Annotated in this window: 18 protein-coding genes and 2 pseudogenes; 7 read left to right on the top strand and 13 right to left on the bottom strand. The window is 32.0% G+C overall.

The features are described 5' to 3' along the window. Positions 1-6 precede the first annotated feature (6 nt). Entirely contained in the window at positions 7-393 is a 387-nt protein-coding gene (locus BB045_RS10255) for a hypothetical protein (protein ID WP_053025474.1), read from the bottom strand. Positions 394-606: 213 nt separating this feature from the next. Here BB045_RS10255 and BB045_RS10250 point away from each other — a divergent pair. From BB045_RS10250 to BB045_RS12460, 3 genes and pseudogenes are all read left to right on the top strand, one after another. After that, a pseudogene (locus BB045_RS10250) lies at positions 607-1611 on the top strand (HoxN/HupN/NixA family nickel/cobalt transporter). 71 nt (positions 1612-1682) lie between these two features. Further along, positions 1683-2120 (top strand): annotated as a pseudogene (locus BB045_RS12465) (SDR family NAD(P)-dependent oxidoreductase). A 132-nt stretch (positions 2121-2252) separates the two neighbouring features. Continuing rightward, positions 2253-2402, top strand: a complete 150-nt coding sequence (locus BB045_RS12460; protein ID WP_245151289.1) for a hypothetical protein — start codon at positions 2253-2255, stop codon at positions 2400-2402. Positions 2403-2653: 251 nt separating this feature from the next. Here the strand turns inward: BB045_RS12460 and map are convergent, their stop codons facing one another. After that, positions 2654-3406 (bottom strand): type I methionyl aminopeptidase, encoded by a 753-nt coding sequence (gene map / locus BB045_RS10240; protein WP_053025476.1) that lies wholly within the window; start codon positions 3404-3406, stop codon positions 2654-2656. Positions 3407-3557: 151 nt separating this feature from the next. On the opposite strand from map, the gene BB045_RS10235 reads away from it, so the two are divergent. After that, on the top strand, positions 3558-4547 hold the full coding sequence (locus tag BB045_RS10235) for an FUSC family protein (protein WP_070441561.1): 990 nt from the start codon (positions 3558-3560) through the stop codon (positions 4545-4547). A gap of 64 nt (positions 4548-4611) precedes the next feature. Here the strand turns inward: BB045_RS10235 and gatD are convergent, their stop codons facing one another. Then, positions 4612-5331 carry a lipid II isoglutaminyl synthase subunit GatD gene (gatD, locus tag BB045_RS10230; RefSeq protein WP_053025085.1) on the bottom strand — a complete coding sequence of 240 codons (720 nt, stop codon included), beginning with the start codon at positions 5329-5331 and terminating at the stop codon, positions 4612-4614. A 2-nt stretch (positions 5332-5333) separates the two neighbouring features. Further along, positions 5334-6644, bottom strand: a complete 1311-nt coding sequence (murT, locus tag BB045_RS10225; protein WP_053025086.1) for a lipid II isoglutaminyl synthase subunit MurT — start codon at positions 6642-6644, stop codon at positions 5334-5336. Positions 6645-6839: 195 nt separating this feature from the next. Between murT and ftnA the strand changes: the two genes are divergently transcribed. Together ftnA and BB045_RS10215 are read left to right on the top strand one after the other, a co-directional pair. Then, positions 6840-7340, top strand: coding sequence for an H-type ferritin FtnA (gene ftnA, locus BB045_RS10220; RefSeq protein ID WP_011275365.1), 501 nt, complete (start codon positions 6840-6842; stop codon positions 7338-7340). Between the two features lie 255 nt (positions 7341-7595). Further along, on the top strand, positions 7596-8147 hold the full coding sequence (locus BB045_RS10215) for a 3'-5' exonuclease (protein ID WP_037551142.1): 552 nt from the start codon (positions 7596-7598) through the stop codon (positions 8145-8147). Positions 8148-8202: 55 nt separating this feature from the next. Here the strand turns inward: BB045_RS10215 and dinB are convergent, their stop codons facing one another. The 7 genes from dinB to gatC all read right to left on the bottom strand — a co-directional run bounded on the left by dinB (position 8203) and on the right by gatC (position 15980). Then, positions 8203-9279 (bottom strand): DNA polymerase IV, encoded by a 1077-nt coding sequence (gene dinB, locus BB045_RS10210; protein WP_070441554.1) that lies wholly within the window; start codon positions 9277-9279, stop codon positions 8203-8205. A 115-nt stretch (positions 9280-9394) separates the two neighbouring features. Continuing rightward, a complete protein-coding gene (locus BB045_RS10205) occupies positions 9395-9943 on the bottom strand; it encodes a DUF3267 domain-containing protein (protein WP_053025088.1) in 549 nt (182 codons plus the stop codon). 127 nt (positions 9944-10070) lie between these two features. Beyond that, positions 10071-11435, bottom strand: a complete 1365-nt coding sequence (gene rlmD, locus BB045_RS10200) for a 23S rRNA (uracil(1939)-C(5))-methyltransferase RlmD (RefSeq protein WP_053025089.1) — start codon at positions 11433-11435, stop codon at positions 10071-10073. 102 nt (positions 11436-11537) lie between these two features. Further along, positions 11538-12530 (bottom strand): diacylglycerol kinase, encoded by a 993-nt coding sequence (locus BB045_RS10195; protein WP_075140739.1) that lies wholly within the window; start codon positions 12528-12530, stop codon positions 11538-11540. 248 nt (positions 12531-12778) lie between these two features. Then, on the bottom strand, positions 12779-14206 hold the full coding sequence (gatB, locus tag BB045_RS10190; protein ID WP_053025090.1) for an Asp-tRNA(Asn)/Glu-tRNA(Gln) amidotransferase subunit GatB: 1428 nt from the start codon (positions 14204-14206) through the stop codon (positions 12779-12781). Positions 14207-14218: 12 nt separating this feature from the next. Then, positions 14219-15676, bottom strand: a complete 1458-nt coding sequence (gatA, locus tag BB045_RS10185) for an Asp-tRNA(Asn)/Glu-tRNA(Gln) amidotransferase subunit GatA (protein WP_070582079.1) — start codon at positions 15674-15676, stop codon at positions 14219-14221. Between the two features lies 1 nt (position 15677). Further along, positions 15678-15980 carry an Asp-tRNA(Asn)/Glu-tRNA(Gln) amidotransferase subunit GatC gene (gene gatC / locus BB045_RS10180; RefSeq protein ID WP_011275356.1) on the bottom strand — a complete coding sequence of 101 codons (303 nt, stop codon included), beginning with the start codon at positions 15978-15980 and terminating at the stop codon, positions 15678-15680. Between the two features lie 465 nt (positions 15981-16445). On the opposite strand from gatC, the gene putP reads away from it, so the two are divergent. Then, positions 16446-17984 (top strand): sodium/proline symporter PutP, encoded by a 1539-nt coding sequence (putP, locus tag BB045_RS10175; RefSeq protein ID WP_053025091.1) that lies wholly within the window; start codon positions 16446-16448, stop codon positions 17982-17984. Between the two features lie 59 nt (positions 17985-18043). On the opposite strand, the gene BB045_RS10170 is transcribed toward putP, so the two are convergent. After that, the gene (locus BB045_RS10170; RefSeq protein ID WP_053025092.1) at positions 18044-19249 is read right to left on the bottom strand and encodes a CamS family sex pheromone protein; all 1206 of its coding nucleotides are present in this window, start codon (positions 19247-19249) and stop codon (positions 18044-18046) included. A gap of 12 nt (positions 19250-19261) precedes the next feature. Beyond that, the gene (ligA, locus tag BB045_RS10165) at positions 19262-21265 is read right to left on the bottom strand and encodes an NAD-dependent DNA ligase LigA (RefSeq protein WP_070582078.1); all 2004 of its coding nucleotides are present in this window, start codon (positions 21263-21265) and stop codon (positions 19262-19264) included. Between the last annotated feature and the right edge of the window lies 1 nt (position 21266).

The raw sequence follows: 21266 nt of genomic DNA, 5'->3' as shown, positions 1-21266 counted from the left end.
TTTCAATTAAGCTACTACACTCATTTGTTCAATTATGTCACATTGGCCTTGTGTTGTGATCTTTTCTTTAGAGCAACGATGAATATCCGCTTCAATTTTTGCACAATAGGCTTCAAATAGATCAAGCTGTCTTTTAAGACCTTCAATTTCATAATTATTAATTTCTTGTGCATGTTTAATATTATACGTATTAGTAATATCAATATATTTATTTTCTAATGTTGCAGTTAAACTGTCAATTAACTTATTCATTTGCGCTTTCTTTTCTTTTAAATATTCAATGTAATTTTCAATACTCTTTAATTTTTGATCTAAACTGATTTTGTAATCATTAATGTTTCGTTTAATAACTACTTTAAGAAAGTGTTGTAAATATAAGTCCATATAATTCATAGAACCACCTCGTCCTTGATTAAGCTCAATTATAGTTTAGAGTGACTCAAACTCATATAGGCTCTAGGACCATCTTACTCTCATACTTTAGTACGATGTTTATTATTTCTATAGAATTTATATAAAATTCATGTAAGTTATACCTCAAATTTTATTTTCAACTTAAACAGGTGTATGATTAATTATATTTATTTTTGAACGAAAGTAACATCAATGATTAACACACATCGTCTTAATTGGCTTCCTTATGTACTTATTGTGATTCACTTCACATTCTGGGTTTGGCCTCCTCTATTTAGCAAATACTAATCATTTACTACTTGGTATGAGATTACTTGCTTATACATCATTAGGACTTCGATACGCTTTTGATGCAGACCATATAGATGCTATTGATAATACAGTGCGTAAATTAATCCAACAATAACGTAATCCAGTAGGTGTAGGTTCCTACTTCTCAATTGGACATTCTACAGTAGTCTTTTTTTTGGCTGTTTTTTTAGGCATTTCAATTAATGGGCTAAAAATGCATTACCCCACTTTCAAGAAATTGGTGGAATTATTGGCACTCTCGTTTCAGGAACATTTTTATTTATCATAGGTATATTAAATCTAATGATATTAATTTCTTTAATAACTTTATTTTTAAAGTTTCGCAAAGACAAAATTAATGATGAAAAGTTAAATGATTTATTAGATACACGTGGCTTTGTTTCTCGTATGGTCGGACCATACTTTAAATTTATTAGTCATAGTTGGCATGTCTTGCCACCAGGCTTTCTATTTGTTTTAGGATTTGATACTGCTAGTGAAATATCATTGCTAGCTTTATCTTCAGGTGCATCACAGCAAGCAATTTCATTCGTAGGTATAATATCTTTATCTATATTGTTTGCTTCCGGAATGAGTTTGCTATATACATTAGATGGTATACTTATGATTTCTGCTTATAATTGGGCATTCTTCAATCCTATTCGAAAAATTTATTACAATATTACAATTACTGCTATATCTGTTATCGCTACGCTATTAATTGGCACTGTTGAATTACTACAAATACTAGTTGATAAGCTTCAATTAAAAGGTTCTTTCTGGGAATTTATTGAAAACATACAATTTGATAATATAGGTTATATTTTAGTGATTTTATTTATTATCAGTTGGCTCATTTCTATTTTAATTTGGAAATTTGGCAAAGTTGAACAACGATGGTCTTAATAGATTCATTTCTTTGACATTATTCGTAGAATAGTTAATACTTTAGTGACTTTCACAAAGGAAATTATGTTATGAATAAAACTATTGCTCTAGTTACTGGCGCTTCATCAGGACTAGGATTTGAAACATCGCTCATGCTTGCTGAAAAAGGATTTCAAGTATATGCCACGATGCGTAATTTAGAAAAATAAATAAATTAAAAAAATGAAACGACTAAAAGAAATGTAGACCTAATCATTTTAGAATTGGATGTAACAAAATTAGATAGTATTAAATCTGCTGTTGAATTCATTATACAAGAAGAAGGTCGCATAGACATTTTGATTAACAATGCTGGCGCCGGCTTTAATAAAACTACAGAACAAACAACCGATGAAGAAATAAATTGGCAACTTAATTTAAATTTAATGGGTGTTATTCGAATGACCAAAGCTGTATTACCAATCATGAGATCACAAAGAGAAGGTCGTGTTATCAATATTTCGTCAGTTGGAGGCCTAGTTGGATAACCTTTCAACGAAATATATTGTGCCGCTAAGTTTGGTGTTGAAGGTTATACAGAATCTTTAGCAAGTTATATTCAACCTGAATTCAATATTAAATTTACTATTATTGAACCCTGAGGCATCCAATCTGAATTTATGCCCAACATTATGAACCACTTAACTCAAACTGGTGGCATACAAGAAGATGAATATACGCACTTATACAATTCATATATAAGTGGTATTAAAGAAAATTATGGGCATGATGTTTCTCAAAGTTCACATGAAGTTGCGCAAGTCATTTAAAAAACAATTGAAATGAAAGAGCCACCTATCAGAACGCGTACGTCTGATTGGTCTGAAACTTTCACAAAAATTAAAACCAAACTAGACCCAGATGGCAAACAACAGCAGAAACAAGTCTATAAATTATTAGGTAAATAACTTTATAAAACTAACTAGTATAAACTAAAAAACCAGTAAATGAGCGTTGTCATCTCATTTACTGGTTAATTTATATATATCGAATTTTTAATTAATAGTAATTAAATATGAAATCAATCAATTTTTGTAGTTAATAATGGTCCATCTTTAGTAACGATAACCGTATGTTCAATTTGAGCGACAAAACTCTTATCTCTAGTTTCGAAGGCCCATTCATTTTTACCTTCTGTTACAAAAGTTGCTTTAGAAGAAATAAATGGCTCTACTGCAATTACAACCCCTTCTTTAAGTAAAGTTTTATCTTTAGGATCATAATAGTTCATAACATGGTTAGGGGCCTCATGTAGTGATTGACCTACTCCATGCCCAGTTAGATTTTTAATGACAGTTAAATCATTTTGACGTGCTGTTGCATGTACTGCTTTACCGATATTACTTAATTTAGTTCCAGGTTTAACTTTTGCCATTGCATTTTCAAATGCCATTAGTGCAACATCACATACTTTTTGTTTAAGTGGGTCACTTGCTTTACCCACAACAAAAGAAATACCTGTATCAGCGTAATAACCATTTTTTAGAGCTGATACATCTATATTAACTAAATCTCCTTCACGAATGATTCGTTTGCCAGGAATGCCATGCGCTACTTCTTCATTAACACTTATACATGTTTGCCCAGGGAAATTCTCATCATGAATAGGTGCTGAAATAGCACCATGTTCTTCAAACAAATCTTTAGCTATATTGTCTAATTCTTTAGTTGTAATACCAGGTTTAGTAGCTTCTTGCATAGTATCTCTAACCTTAGCACAAATGTAACCTATCTCTTTTAAGGCTTGTAATTCTTCTTCTGTTTTTACAATCATAATATCCCGTTCCTTTTTAAATTGTGATTACATCTTATTATACCAAAAAAATTTTGATATACTAAACATACAAAAAATGAAGCGCAAAATAATTTCTGTTTAAAAGATAAAATTATAATTGTTATTTTCGTACAACGAGAGGATTTATCATATGGATAAATGGTACAAGAAAATTATAGGAGCGAGAACAATCAAAACTGGCCTAGCGACCTTTTTAACATCGCTATTTTGTTTGATGCTTGATCTCACTCCAATCTTCGCTATATTAACTGCTATTGTAACTATCGAACCTACTGCAAAGGCATCATTAAAAAAAGGTTATAGAAGATTGCCCGCAACGGTAATTGGTGCATTATTTGCTGTACTTTTTACTTTTATTTTTGGTGACCAATCGGCTTTAACGTATACGTTTAGTGCACTTTTTACTATCTTAGTTTGTACTAAATTAAACCTGCAAGTTGGTACTACTGTTGCGGTGTTAACATCGGTTGCCATGATACCTGGCATACACGACGCCTATTTATTCAACTTTTTTTCAAGATTATTAACTGCATTAATCGGTTTGGTTACAGCAGGATTGGTCAATTTTATAGTTCTGCCTCCTAAATATTATCAGCAAATTGAAGATAATTTAACGCAATCCGAATATAAAATGTATGAGTTGTTCTCTTCAAGATGTAACGAATTATTATTAGGAAAATTTGATTCTGATCATAGTAACGATCTTTTAAATAAGTTGATGGGTGTTATAAACAAGACTGAAACTTTAACTGGCTATCAAAAAGACGAATTACATTATCATAAAAACAAAGAAGATGAATGGAAACGATTAAAAAATATTTCGAACCGTTCCTATATCGATAGATTACTGGCTACTCACCTATCAAATATTATATATTTACCTAAGCACATACATTTAGTTTTTACACCTGAGGAAAAAATAGCTATTATTAAAATTAGTAATAGTGTCAATAATATTATCAAAAGCAATCATTTTGAGCCTCACCTCTCATCTGCATCAACACTTAAATCTTCTGTCAAACTCTTAGAAGAATTTGATCAGAATCAAATCAAAAGTCATGTCATTTATGAAATACTTCTAATCTATAAATTATTAGATAGTAGATATAATGACAAATAAAAAGTGACGTACTGGAAAATTTCTATAGATCCGGTACGTCATTTTTAATTGCTTATTATATTTGTTATTTTTTTGATGATCTTTCTATAATAACTCTTTTAGCCGCTTCTTCTTCAGTGTTATCTAATTGTTTAGGTTCAAAAGGCATACCTTTACGTTCGCAGGCTTTTTCTAATAAATAATCAGTCAGTTCATGATTCTTTGGAAGGATAGGTCCATGTAAATATGTTCCTAATAAATTTTTATAGTGAATACCTTCTTGTTTATCATCATCATTATTACCGTAACCAACCGTAACATGTCCTAACGTACCAAAATTATGATGTGTTCGACCACCGTGATTCTCGAAGCCAACTATCGTTCCAAATGTATCACTCTCGATTACTATATCACCAGTTAATCGTTCAGTTCGTGATTCAGTATAGAAATCTAAGATACCTAAACCTTCAAGTTCAGTTCCATCAGGCGTAATATATTTTGTTCCTAAAAATTGATAACCACCACAAATCGTTAATCCTGGCATACCATCTTCAATAGCATCTTTAAGTGTAGTCTTTATCTTGCTTAATTCCTTAGTAGCAATACTTTGTTCTCTATCGCTGCCACCGCCAATAAAGAAGATATCACAATTATCAAGCGTCACACCTTCAGTTTGGTTAACTTCTACTACATTTAATTGAATACCACGTTTCTTTGCTCTTTGTTTGAGTGCAATAATATTTCCTATATCACTATATAAATTTAATTTATCTGACATAAAATGATAAACGGTTAATTCATTCATATTTATTGCCCTCCTTTAAATGAACGATTAAGTTGTTCTAACATTGGAGATAAAGATGTGTAGTTAGGAATAGCTACAGTGAAACCTTCATAATTCATTGTCATTGCAGTTGCTTTATAAATATCTTTTTCAAGTATAATTGGAACATTTATTTCGGCTAATTTCAGACGTAATTGTAATTCTTCAGCTCGAGTCCCAGTAACAATGATCGTTTCAATATTTTGTTCGCTTAATTTCTCGAAATCGGCATCATAAATCCAAGAAGTATCACGACCATCAGCAGCATTATCATTTAGACTAATGACATATACTTTTTTACCTTCTAACTGTTCTCCTACGGATAAACTAGCATTCATACCTGCAGGATTCTTAGCTAAATTAATCATAGCCTCTTTATGATTAAGTTTAAAATATTGCATACGACCATTATCTGAAGTATATGATTCGAAACCAATTCGAATAGACTCATCATTGAGCCCTAATTCTCTCAACACAGTATAGGCAGCTAATGCATTATAAGCGTTGAAGTCTCCGGCAATTTTCATGTTAAATGTTGTTTCATTTATATTTAATACTAAGAACGGAGATACTGTGAATGATGAAACTTCATATTTAGGTAATTCACGTTTGAATCCACATGAACAATGGTAATGACCGATTTGATTATAATGAATGTAATCGTATGCTAATAATTTGCCACAATTTGGGCAATACTTACTCTCGTTCATAGTACTTTGCTCAAACTCATGTGCGTGTGCTTTCATACCATAATAAACGATAGAGTCACTAGCTATTTTAAGTCGACTTACAAAAGGATCATCTGCATTGAGTAACAATTTAATTCCTTTATTACTAATTGACTTAGCTATGTTATTTACCATTATATCTATTTCGCCAAAGCGATCCATTTGATCACGGAAGAAGTTAGTAAATATCATCATTGATGGAGTGACTTCTTTTAAAACTCGAGGAATAGATCCTTCATCGATTTCAATAACCGCTACTTTAGTATTTTTAGTGCTTTGCATGATAAAGGCAGATGTGATACCTGCTGCCATATTAGCACCTTCATTATTATGTATAATATCAATACGATTTGCTTTTAATGTATGTCCTATAAGATTAGATGTCGTCGTTTTACCATTAGTCCCACTAATAAAAACGATGTCATCTACTTGTGCAGCTAATTTTCTTAATATATTTTGATCCACTTTGCGGGCAACTTGTCCAGGTAAATCTGTACCTTTTTTCCCGGCAGCGATACTAGCCTTACGAGCCAATTTCGCTAAGTACGTTGCAGTCCATTGTCTCATGTGCTTCCTCCTCATATAAATCACTTGAATAATTATAACACGTAAAGGGTATAACAAAAAACATTCTCAATTAAAAATAACAAGTCACATTCTAGATTATAATAATTATTATTTACTAATGAGAATAGATTTGTTATACTTTTAATGAACAAAGACAAAATCAATTATAAAATCTTAAATAGAGGTGACTTAATTATGCTAAGTAAAGACTTGTTAGAAGCACTTAATGATCAAATGAACCATGAATATTTCGCAGCTCATGCTTATATGGCAATGGCAGCTTATTGCGATGATGCTTCATATGAAGGTTTCGCAAACTTCTATATCCAACAAGCTAAAGAAGAACGTTTCCACGGTAAAAAAATCTATGATTATATCAATGATCGTGGTGAACATGCTGAATTTAAATCAATACCAGCGCCTAAAACTGAATTTAAATCTATCCTTGAAACATTTAAAGATGGATTAGCACAGGAACAAGATGTTACTCGTCGTTTTTACAATTTATCTGAAATAGCTCAAAAAGATAAAGACTATGCTACGATTTCTTTCTTAAACTGGTTCTTAGATGAGCAAGTTGAAGAAGAATCAACATTTGAAACACATATTGATTATTTAAATCGTATTGGTGATGACTGCAATACTTTATATTTATATGAAAAAGAATTAGCAGCTCGTTCATTTGATGAAGAATAACTTTTATCTCAAGGTTTAATTATGATTGAGACAAACTATTTTTATTGCTTGCCTAGTACATTGTAAGTAACTAACATACACAAAAAGGTATAATGCTAGTTATTCTCAAGACTCATAAATAAAAAAAGAGTAGAAATGAATTCGAAATGAATTCATTTCTACTCTTTTTTTATTTTATGAATGCAACATTCTGGAAATAAATTTATATTTTTAGCTAAAATAAAAGAATCAATACTTGAAAGGACAGTGTTAGGAATGGAAAATGCCTTTATAGCATTAGACTTCGAAACTGCAAATGGTAAACGTACAAGTATCTGTTCAGTTGGTATGGTCAAAGTAGTTAACAATGAGATTGTGGAATCTTTTTATACTTTAGTTAACCCTTTTGATTATTTCTCTCAGACGAATATTGAGGTTCACGGTATTACACCTGAAGACGTGAATGATGCTCCCAGTTTTGAATATGTATTCCCTTATATGATGCAATTTATTGGTAAATTACCTGTTGTTGCTCACAATGCTGCTTTTGATATGAATGTACTTCATCAAAGTTTAAAACAGTTAAATATAGAAACACCCTCCATGATTTACTTCTGTTCATATCAACTTGCTAAACGTACAATTGATGCATATCGCTACGGACTAAAACATTTAATGAAACATTATAAATTAGATTTTCACGGTCATCATGATGCACTCAACGATGCTAAAGCTTGTGCAATGATTACGTTTAGATTATTAAAACACTATGACAATTTACAAAGTATGCTACAAATTTATGGCAAAAATTTAAAAGATAAAGGTTAACCCATATGAATCGCAATTACTGGTTTAGTTTAATTACTAATGTCATCATGAACCTTTATCTTTCTATAAAATCATAAATCGTCATATTCTCATATGTTGACTGTTCTAAATTGCCAACCGTTACACCGATTAACCTTATTGGAACATCAGGATCCTTCAAATCGTTATACAAATCATAAGCTACGTTATATATATCAATATCTCTACTTACTGCCTCTCTCAAACTTCTTTGTTTGGAAAATGTTTCATATTGATACGTTTTTAATTTAACTGTTACGGTGCTACCTGATTTTTGTAACTTAGATAGACGTTCTGCAGTCTTGCCAGATAGTTCCCATATTTTTTGTAAAATTTCTTCATCATCATTCACATCAGTTGAAAATGTTCGTTCAGTACCCACGGATTTACGCACTCTCGTTGCTTTTACTTCACTATGATCAATTCCTCGAGCTTTAAGATATAAGCCACGACCTCTTTTTCCGAACCAATGTATTAATTCAAATTCAGTTTTATCATACAAATCTTTACCTGTATATATATCATGGTTATGCATGACTTTTTTCGATGCTTTACCCACACCTGGAAAGTCACCAATATCAAGATTCATTAAAATATCGTTTACATTATTATAATCGATAACCTTCATGCCATTAGGCTTATTCATACCACTTGCTAATTTTGCTAAAAATTTATTATACGATACACCTGCAGAAGAAGTTAATCCAGTTTGTTCAAATATGTCGCGTCGAATAAACGTTGCGATTTTAGATGCAGACAAGTCAGGTCTAACAAGGTGAGTAATATCTAAATACGCTTCATCCAATGACATAGGTTCTACAATATCTGTATAACTTTTAAATATAGACATTATCACGGCAGAGGCTTCTCTATAAGCGTCAAATCTTGCTCTTACATAATATCCATTAGGACATAATTTATGGGCTTGAGACATTGGCATTGCAGAATGAACCCCATATTTTCTAGCCTCGTAAGAAGCAGTAGAAACCACACCACGAGTACTTGCCTTACCACCTACAATTACAGGTTTACCTTTTAATTTAGGGTTATCTCGCATTTCTACTTGTGCAAAAAAGTAATCCATATCTATATGAATAATCCTTCTTTCAGCCATCGTCTCACCTCTTTTAAAATAAACCAAAATAAAATAAGCCTCAATATAATTATAATGTGACTAGCAACAAAACTCATGAAATGTGCACATAAATAATTATATTGAGACTCACAATTTATTCAAATTCGTCATTAGCTTGTATTGGTCTTTGATGATACATAATTAAACCTTCATCTGATGGATGTATATATTCAAATTTATTAGTAAATGTAATACCTACTAAATATAAATCAATTAAGCAATATCCAATATGTATACTTAACATAATAATAATTGAGGAGTATGCGTAAATACTGAATATAAACATTAATACTCCTGTTAATATAAACATTGGAGCTAGCATTATTGTGCAAAATTGCCATTTATTAAAATATTTTTTAGAAATATGTACTAATAAAAAACCTTTTTTATATTTAAAATGAGGCTGTTCTCCTTTTGAACAGATAAAAAATGAAATTCTATGAATCAGTTCATGAAGTCCTAAAATAACTATAAAACCTAAAATACCATATAATAAGTTAGCTAAAAATGTTTGTTCATGAATGGTTGTAAACATGAATGCCCATTTATAAGTAAACACTATCATAAATAAAATCACTACTAATTGAGTTACCATAAATTTAGGTAAGTTGATTCTATTTGGAGAAAAATCAATTTTCTGCACAATAATGACCTCCAATCTCTGTTAATTTTCAACCATAGTATACACAGTCGATGTTAAGAAAAAAATCTTTTTTATAAGATTTAATGCTCTGTAACCATTTCTTAATATTTGTATTAAAATTTTACGTTTAAGATTTTCTTTCAAATAATGCAACTGTCTCTACATGTGTTGTTTGAGGAAACATATCGACTGGTGTAATTTCTTGCAATTCATATTGTGAATCTAATATTTGAGCATCTCTTTGTTGCGTAGATGGATTACAAGAAATGTAGACAATACGCTTAGGATTTAGTTTAAGCAGTGTTTGTAAGAAAGTTTCATCGCACCCTTTTCTCGGGGGATCTACCATAACAACATCTGGTTTGATACCTTGTTGTTTCCATTTTATAATGACTTCTTCTGCTTTTCCACAGACAAAAGTTGTATTTTCAAATCCATTTAAAGTCGCATTTTGTTGTGCATCTTTAATCGCTGACGGCACGACCTCAACACCATAAACATGTTTCGCTACTGACGCCATATATAAACCTATCGTACCAATACCGCAATATGTATCAAGAACTGTTTCTTCACCTGTCAATTGCGCATACTCTATTGCTTTTTGATATAATTTTTCAGTTTGAGAAGAATTTATTTGATAGAATGATTGGTCACTTATCTTAAATGTAGTATCACTAAGTTGATCAGCAATCTTATCTTTGCCGTATAACGTTACAGACTGTTGCCCCATAATTACATTGGAATGACTATTATTAATATTTTGTTTAATGCTAGCTATGTTAGGAAAAGTTTCTTTTAATTTTTCAACTAAAATTGAAGCTTGCTGGAAATTTTTACCATTTGTTACAAAAACGACCATCTTATCATCAGAATAATAGCCTGTGCGAATAACTAAATGTCTTAAAAGTCCTTTTTTTGTACACTCATTATAAACACTAATATCGTAATCAATAATCCATTGTTTGACGTGATTCATAATATCTTGGTGTATATCATCTTGAATTAAGCAACTATCCATATCGATAATATCGTGACTTCTTTGTCGATAATATCCTATAATTGCTTTTCCATCTCTATCTTTACCAATTGGCAACTGTGATTTATTTCTGTAATGCCAAGGATGATTCATACCGATAGTTTTGTTAATGATTGTATTACTAAATTGTGCTTTTCTATGGAATAAGTTGGTAACTTGTGACTGCTTCATAGCTAATTGGGCATCATATGTCATGTGTTGCAATTGACAACCACCACACTTCCAATAGTATTTACATGGCGGTTCCACGCGTTGTTCACTTGGTTTAATAACTTGAAGTAGTTTACCAATAGCAAAATTTTTCTTTACTTTTATAATTTTATATTTAATCACTTCACCAATTAACGCATTTGGCACAAATATCGGATAACGGTCGATTTTAATGACGCCATGCCCTTCATGTGTTAAATCAACAATGTTACCTTGTTTTATTTCATTTTTAATTATGGTTTCCATTATTTCACCCCACATAAAAAGAGGTTAGAGTAGTTTAATCTTGGTTTTGTTTTTCATACCTAAGACATCAAAACTATTGCTCAACCTCTTCAACTGTATAATTTACTCTGATATTTCATTGTTTTTAATAATTTCTTCATTCGATGGCTTCTCTTCAATAATACCATCTTCGACTTGTTGATCTTCAGTTAATTCCTCATTATATATATCTTTTGGCGTACATACTTCGATATGTCTTTTTAAATTCAAGAAATTAGCTGGTAATTTACCACCATATTCACCATCTACATTCAATTGCATTTCAGTAAAGGATGAGATATTAATTGATTTAGCTTTCTCATAAATAACCTTTGGATGCTTAATGTGTTCTCCGCGAGATGCTAAGGTCATGATGTGCCCTAGTTCAGCAAGGTTAGCCTTTTCTACAATAATTAATGTAAAATGCCCGTCGTCTAACTTAGCATCTGGAACTAATTTCTCAAATCCTGCCATTGAGTTTGTCAGTCCTAATAAGAATAATAATGCCTCACCTTGAAAAACTTGATTATCATATTCTATACGCAAATCTACAGCTTTCATCTGAGGTAACATTTCAAATCCTTTAATATAATACGCAAAGGGGCCTACAATTGACTTTAATCGACTTGACGTCTCATAAGAAACTTGAGTTAATTGACCACCAGCTGCTAAATTGATGAAATAACGATTATTCATTTTTCCTATATCCACTTTAGTCGTGTGATCATCAATAATAACATCAACAGCACCCATAATATCACTTGGTAAGTGCAAGGCTCTACCGAAATCATTCACTGTCCCCATAGGGATGATACCTAATTTAGGGCGATTGGGCTGTTCAGCTATGCCATTAACAACTTCATTAAGTGTGCCATCTCCACCAGCTGCTATAATAATATCATAATCTCTTTTAAGTGCACGTTCAGCTTCAAGCGTTGCATCGCCTTCACGCTCAGTTGCATAAGCACTTGTCTCATACCCGGCACGTTCTAATTTAATTAAAACATCTGGTAAAGTTCTTTTAAAAAGTTCCTTTCCAGAAGTTGGATTATAAATGATTCTTGCACGTTTTCTCATAAATTATCCCTCATCTTTTTATACATATTCTTATATTAAATGATTTATAAGAGAGTTGGAAGTATTTAAATCAATAATCTTTAAAATACATTTATTACACTATTTACAATTAAATAATCATAGCAGTTATAACATTAAAAATAATTGAACTAAAAACACCACACACCAAAATTAAAAGGCTTGTTCCCTAACCATGATAGGAAACAAACCTTAAATGATGCTTTAATTCATTATGTTTAAATCTTTAATTAACGTTTATTTAATTCTTGTTTTAATATTTGGTTTACTTTTTGAGGATTAGCTTGGCCTTTAGATGCTTTCATAATTTGACCAACTAAGAAGCCCATTGCTTTCCCTTTACCATTTTTATAATCTTCAACAGATTGAGGGTTATTATCTAAAGCTTCAGTAACGAATTTAGTTAAAGTAGCTTCATCAGAAATTTGAACTAAACCTTTATCTTCCATAATTTGTTTAGCATCGCCACCATTTTCAGCTAATTCTGGGAAAACTTTTTTAGCGATTTTACTACTCATCGTACCATCTTCAATAAGTTTAATCATACCAGCAAGGTTTTCTGGTGTTAATTTAGTATCTTGTAACTCAACTTGGTTTTTATTTAAATATTCATTAACGCCACCCATTAACCAGTTTGAAGTTAACTTAACGTCTGCACCTTTTTCAATAGCACCTTCAAAGAAATCAGACATCTCTTTAGTAAGTGTTAATACGTGCGCATCGTATTCAGGTAAACCTAAATCATTTACATATTTAGCTTTACGCTCATCTGGTAATTCAGGGATTGTTTGACGTACACGCTCTTTCCATTCTTCATCTACGTATAAAGGTACAATATCAGGTTCAGGGAAGTAACGGTAGTCATCTGAGCCTTCTTTAACACGCATAAGAATTGTTTTACCAGTTGATTCATCAAAACGGCGTGTCTCTTGTCCAATAGTACCACCGTTTAATAATTCTTCTTCTTGGCGTTTTTCTTCGTACTCTAAACCTTTTCTAACATAGTTAAATGAATTTAGGTTTTTCAATTCAGTTTTTGTACCAAATTCTTCTTGTCCATAAGGACGTAATGAAATATTGGCATCACAACGTAATGAGCCTTCTTCCATTTTACAGTCTGATACACCTGTATATTGAATAATTGAACGTAATTTTTCTAAGTAAGCATAAGCTTCTTTAGGAGATCTAATATCTGGTTCAGATACAATTTCAATTAATGGTGTACCTTGACGGTTTAAGTCTACTAAAGAGTATCCATCTTTATGTGTTGATTTACCAGCATCTTCTTCCATGTGAAGACGTGTGATTCCAATACGTTTTGTTTCACCATCTACTTCAATATCAATATAACCATTTTCACCAATTGGTTGATCAAATTGAGAAATTTGATAAGCTTTAGGATTATCTGGATAGAAATAGTTTTTACGGTCAAATTTAGAATTTGTAGCGATATCCATATTTAAAGCCATTGATGCACGCATAGCCCAGTCTACAGCACGTCTATTAACAACCGGTAATACACCAGGATATGCTAAATCAATAACATTTGTATTTGAGTTAGGTTCAGCTCCAAAATGTGCTGGTGATGGAGAGAACATTTTTGAGTCTGTTTTTAGCTCAACGTGAACTTCAAGTCCGATAACTGTTTCAAAATGCATTATTTCCACTCCTTATAATTTTTCATATGCGTCATGTAAATTGAATTGTGTTTCATATTGATATGCCACACGATATAACGTCTTTTCATCAAAAGGTTTACCGATAAATTGTAAGCCAATTGGTCTACCGTTTGATTGCCCACAAGGAACAGAAATACCTGGTAAACCAGCTAAGTTAACAGGTGTAGTTAATAAGTCATTAGCATACATAGTTAAAGGATCATCGATTTCATCACCTAAGTTAAACGCAGTAGTTGGTGCAGTTGGACCTACAACAACATCATAGTTTTCAAAAACTTTATCAAAGTCATTCTTGATTAATGTTCTAACTTTTTGTGATTTTTTATAGTAAGCATCATAATAACCAGAACTTAATGCAAATGTACCCAGGAAGATACGACGCTTAACTTCAGCACCAAATCCTTCTGATCTAGACATTTTATATAATTCTTCTAATGATTGCGCTTCCTTTGAATGGTAGCCATAACGTATACCATCAAAGCGAGCTAAGTTCGCTGATGCTTCTGATGACGCGATAACATAATATGATGGTATACCATATTTCGTATTTGGAAGTGATACTTCATCAACTTCTGCACCTAGAGATTTAAGTGTTTCAACTGCATTCTTAACAGCTTCTTTAACATCATCATTGATACCTTCACCTAAATATTCTTTTGGTAAAGCAACTTTTAAGCCTTTAATGTCTTTACCAATTTCTGAAGTAAAGTCAACATCTTCAACTGGTGCACTTGTAGAATCATTTCTATCAACGCCTGAAATTGTCTCTAGAACGATAGCGTTATCTTTAACATTTCTTGTAATTGGACCAATTTGGTCTAATGAAGATGCAAAAGCAACTAAACCGAAACGTGATACACGCCCATAAGTTGGTTTCATACCCACTACACCACAATATGCTGCTGGTTGTCGAATTGAACCACCAGTATCTGAACCTAGACTGAATGGTACTAAACCTGCAGCAACTGCTGCTGCTGAACCACCTGACGAACCACCTGGAACAGCTGTATGATCGAATGGGTTAACAGTTTGTTTGAAATATGATGTTTCAGTAGAACCACCCATAGCAAATTCATCCATGTTTAGTTTACCGATTAGAATCGCATTTTCATCATGTAGTTTGTTCATTACAGTAGATTCATAGATTGGAACAAAACCTTCTAACATCTTACTAGCACATGTTGTTTCCACATCTTTAGTAATGATGTTGTCCTTAATTCCCATAGGAATACCAAACAATTTACCTTCCATTTGGCCTTTTGCTTGTAATTCATCTAATTCTTTTGCTTTTTTAATAGCATTATCTTTATCTAGTGCTAAAAATGATTTAATAGTAGAATCCGTTTCTTCAATTGCATCATAGATGTCTTTGACAACTTCTGAAGGCTTAATCTCATTGTTTTTAATCATTTCTGATAATTTTTCAACTGATTCATAACGAATACTCATCTTAAGCTTCCTCCTCATTCATGATAGCTGGTACTTTAAATTGACCATTTTCTGTCTCTTTAGCATTTTTTAATGCAAGTTCTTGAGGAATGCCCTCGATTGCTTCATCATCACGTAACACATTTTGTAAATCTAATACATGATAAGTTGGTTCAATACCTTCTGTATCTGCTGTGTCATTTTGTTTAGCAAAATCTAAGATACTTTCAAGTGTATTAGCCATTTCTTCAGTTTCTTCTTCAGAAATTTGAAGTCTTGCTAAATGTGCTATATGTTCAACCTCTTCACGTGTAACTTTAGTCATTTATTAAAAGCCTCCTTATTACTCATTCATCATAAAATTGTATCAAATTTTCACTTAAAAATCTAAATATTTATTGAGACAACATAACTTCATGACATTATTGATGATTAATTCATAGGTAAGTAATCAATAAATGCTTTACAAATAATGTAACTCAATTATTAATTTAACGATAATAATGACCTAAATTTTATATCATAAATATTTATAATCTTTAATTTGCATGTTACGTATAATAAAATCAATAAATATTTTTACATTTTGTAAACGCTTACTACCTTACTTTAAAAGTGTTTATATTTTTAAAAATTAAAATTTATACTTCTCTAAACCATTCACTACATTGTATAATATTACATGTAACTAAATTATTTAAAAAAGTTACATACTCATGCAATTGAAATTTACCAATGTTTATAAGTCATCTAAGTCTTTACATCATATAAAAAAAGGGGGTATTTCTTTATGCTTATTTTAGGAGCAAGCTTGCCTAGTCAAGTTAATACCAATTGGCAAACATACATAATGATTGCGATTTATTTTATTATTTTACTTATTATTGGATATTATGGCTACAAACAAGCTACAGGTAATTTAAGTGATTATATGCTTGGTGGACGTAGTATCGGCCCATACATCACAGCTTTATCTGCAGGTGCATCAGATATGAGTGGCTGGATGATAATGGGGCTACCAGGTTCAGTCTATAGTACTGGTTTATCAGCAATATGGATAACAATTGGTCTCACATTAGGTGCATATGTTAACTATCTAGTCGTTGCACCAAGGTTGAGAGTTTATACTGAAGTGGCAGGTGATGCAATCACCCTTCCAGATTTCTTTAAAAATCGACTTAACGATAAAGAAAATATTATTAAAATTATTTCTGGTTTAATAATAGTTATATTCTTTACTCTATATACGCACTCTGGGTTTGTATCAGGTGGTAAACTATTTGAAAGCGCGTTTGGACTAAATTATCATTTTGGATTAATTTTAGTTGCAGTTATCGTTATCGCTTATACTTTCTTCGGAGGATATTTAGCTGTATCTATAACTGATTTCTTCCAAGGTGTAATCATGTTAATTGCAATGGTTATGGTCCCTATTGTTGCAATGTTACAACTTAATGGTTGGGATACATTTTCTCGAGTTGCTGAAATGAAGCCAACAAATATGGATTTATTTAGAGGCACAACCTTCCTAGGTATTGTTTCATTATTTGCATGGGGTCTAGGTTATTTTGGACAACCTCATATCATCGTTAGATTTATGTCTATTAAGTCACATAAAATGCTACCTAAAGCTCGCCGTTTAGGTATAAGTTGGATGACTGTAGGTTTACTTGGTGCTGTAGGCGTAGGATTAACTGGTATCGCATTCATTCCAGATAATCATATTAAGATGGATGATCCTGAGACACTATTCATCATTATGAGTCAAATTTTATTTCATCCTTTAGTAGGCGGGTTCTTATTGGCTGCCATTCTTGCAGCTATCATGAGCACAATCTCATCACAACTATTAGTAACATCAAGTTCATTAACTGAAGACTTTTATAAATTAATACGTGGTGAAGAGCGTGCGAAAACACATCAAAAAGAATTCGTGTTAGTTGGTAGATTGTCGGTATTAGTTGTGGCAATTGTAGCAATTGCAATTGCTTGGTCTCCAAATGATACAATTCTTAACTTAGTTGGCAACGCATGGGCCGGCTTTGGAGCTTCTTTCAGTCCCTTAGTATTATTCTCACTTTATTGGAAAAAGCTAACACGAGCTGGTGCTATCAGCGGTATGGTAGCAGGTGCCCTTGTTGTAATTATATGGATTGCTTGGATAAAACCTTTAGCGAGTATAAATGAAATTTTCGGAATGTATGAAATTATTCCAGGATTCATCGTTAGTGTCATCTTTACATATGTAGTGAGTTTATTGACTCAACATCCAGGTGACTTTGTTGAAAGAGATATTGAAAAAGTTAAATCTATTGTTCGTGAAAAATAATAATATTAAACAAAAACTACGGATAACCCAATTTGTAGGCGTTATCCGTAGTTTTTATGTTAATTATTATAAATATGAACTTGAGGCTCTTTATCTTCTTTAGATTTACTAATTAAGGCTCTTGGTGTATTTCCGTCTTTAATTCGAATTTCATAGCTATCGATGTTGTCAAAATATTTTCTAGCTTGTTCTGTAACATATTGAGTAATACCAATCGTTTCAGCTTGACTATAATAATCAATAGGTAAATCTATAGTTAATTGTGTTGGTTTTTTACCGTCAAATTTAACTTTACCTACTGCTTGAGTGAAGTTAGTAAAGTAAGATTGTAGGTTGTCGTTGAATTGTTTAAAATTATTATTCAAATTTTCATTGTATTTTTTTGCTGTTGAAGATGGCAATAATGCTGACACTTGATCAATTTTTTTCCATTTATTAATTTTAGTTTGATCATCATCAACTGTAGTATTAGCAATAAATTCTCCTGGTGTAATTGAATTTTGATCGGATTGTTTATAAATCGCAAAATGAATAGGAATATCTTTTAAAGCATCATTGGCTCTCAATCTTGTTAAGATTTCTGAAGCCATTTGTTTACCTTGTTTTTTAATTTCCTTATCATCAAGTTCTTTGCTATAAGTTTCTCCATCTTTCTCTTTCTGATAATAATAAACACTATTCATGGCTAAACCAATTGTCATACCTTTAATATTTTTTCCTTTTGTATCCCCACTATCGTAAAAATCTTGTTCAAGAATATTAGATAAATAAGCTGGAGATTGTTCTGCGATTTTTTCTGGATCATCCTCACCTTTGTGTGATGGATTTAATCCTAAATTCTCACTCGCTTTATTGGATTCTTTCTCTTTTTCACTCATTTTATCTATTTCTTTTTTAGTGTATTTGGGATTTAAATAACTATTAAGAGTATCTTTATCTAGATATTGTCCGTCTTGATAAAGGTAATCATCAGTTGGAAATACATCTTTGCTTAGTGTCAATAAACCACTTTCGAAATCGTCACCATTGTAACTATTTGCCATGTTATCTTGTAATACACCACGGGCCTTACTTTCTTTAAATGGCAAAATCGTGCGGTAATTATCACCTTGTACGTTTTTATCTGTTGCTATTGTTTTCACACTATTTGAGTCAGTTTTAGTTTCTTGTTTATTCACAGATTGGTTATTTTTATTATCATTGTTATTGCCACATGCCGTTAACAACACAATCGACGTTATAATTAAGAATAGGGTCCGCTTCATTGCCGTTCTCCTCTAACTTGATATTTCATTTTGTTTAGCCACGAATTGCTCTTCTGTCCAAATTTCAGTACCAAACTTTTCTGCCTTAGTTAATTTAGAACCTGCATCTTCACCAGCAATTACTAAATCTGTTTTTTTAGTTACACTACTTGTAACTTTTGCGCCTTGTAATTCTAACCAGGCAGATGCTTCTTTTCGTGTCAGTTGTTGTAATTTACCTGTTAAAACAATTGTTTTATCTTTAAAATCAGGGTGTCCTTCTATATCAGAAGTTTTAATTCCATTATAAACCATATTGACATTTTTATATTTTAATTTTTCAATTAATGCTTTAATATCTTCATTTTCTAGATATGTCACTACAGATTGAGCTAACTTATCTCCAATATCATGAATACTAATAAGTTCTTCTTCGGTTACTTGAAGTAATCTATCCATTGTTTCGTATTTTTCAGCTAGAACTTGACTTGCTTTAACTCCTAGATGACGTATTCCTAAACCAAATAATAGATGCTCTAGTGAATTGGTTTTAGCATTTTCAATCGCTTTTAGTAAATTTTCAACTTTTTTGGAACCCATACGCTCTAAAGGTAATAAATCGTCTTCCGTTAGGTAGAAGATGTCGGCCACATCTTTAATCACATTGTGATGATAGAGTTGTTGTATGATTTTAGTTCCTAAGCCATCAATATTCATGGCTTGACGTGATACAAAGTGAATCAGCCCCTCTACAAGTTGAGCTTGACACTTTGGATTTATACAACGTAATGCAACTTCCCCTTCAATTCTTACCAACTCATGGTCACAACTCGGACAATGTGTTGGCATTGAATACGGTAATGTACCTTCAGTTCGGCGTTCCATAATACTTTTCACTACTTCTGGAATTATATCGCCAGCTTTTTTAACTACTACACTATCCCCAATTCTGATATCTCTCTCATGTATTAAATCTTCATTATGTAAAGAAGCTCTAGATACAGTTGTCCCAGCAACTCTTACAGGATCAAGAATCGCAGTTGGTGTTACAACACCTGTTCTACCAATACTTAACTCAATATCTTGTAATGTTGTTACCACTTCTTCGGCAGGAAATTTATATGCAATCGCCCATCTTGGAGATTTCTGAGTGTATCCCATTTCATCTTGTTGTTCAATGTCATTCACTTTTATAACGATGCCATCAATATCATAGGATAATTGTTCACGTTGTTTTGTCCATTTCTCAATATATTCTAATACACCTTCAATATCACCCACGCGCATACGTTCATGATTTGTCTTAAATCCTAAACGATCTAATTCATCCAACGCACCACTCTGAGTAGTTGCATCAAAATCTGTGAAATCATTAACACTATATAAGAATACACTTAATTTACGTTTAGCTGCCAATTTGGGATCAAGTTGCCTTAACGATCCCGCTGCTGCGTTTCGTGGATTAGCGAATGGTTGTTCTTCATTCTTTTCTTTTTCTTCATTTAGTCTTATAAAAGAACTACGAGGCATGTAAGCTTCGCCACGAACTTCAAAACTTAATGGTTCATTAATCTTTAATGGAATAGCATGAATGGTGCGTAAATTTTCAGTGATATCTTCACCTGTAGTACCATCCCCTCGAGTTAAACCTTGAACGAAGCGACCTTCTACATATTTAAGGGACACAGCTAATCCATCAATTTTCAATTCACACATATATTCAACACTACCGACTTGTTCACGAATACGTTGATCAAAACGACGTAATTCGTGTTCATTGAAAGCATTACCTAAACTTAACATTGGTGTATCATGATTGACTTTTTCGAAAGATGATTGCACCTCTCCTCCTACACGTACAGTAGGAGAATCAGGTGACTTAAATTCAGGATGTGCCTCTTCTATATCTATTAATTCTCTTAATAATTTATCGTATTCACTATCTGGCACTGAAGGATTATCTTGCACATAATATTCATAACCATATTGATTTAATAAATCATGTAATTCATTCACACGACTTTGGATATTGTCCATA

The sequence above is a fragment of the Staphylococcus sp. MB377 genome (assembly GCF_001922505.1).
GTDB lineage: Bacteria > Bacillota > Bacilli > Staphylococcales > Staphylococcaceae > Staphylococcus > Staphylococcus haemolyticus.
Note: the sequence above shows the minus strand (reverse complement) of the source record. Positions and strands in the feature narration are given on the sequence as shown.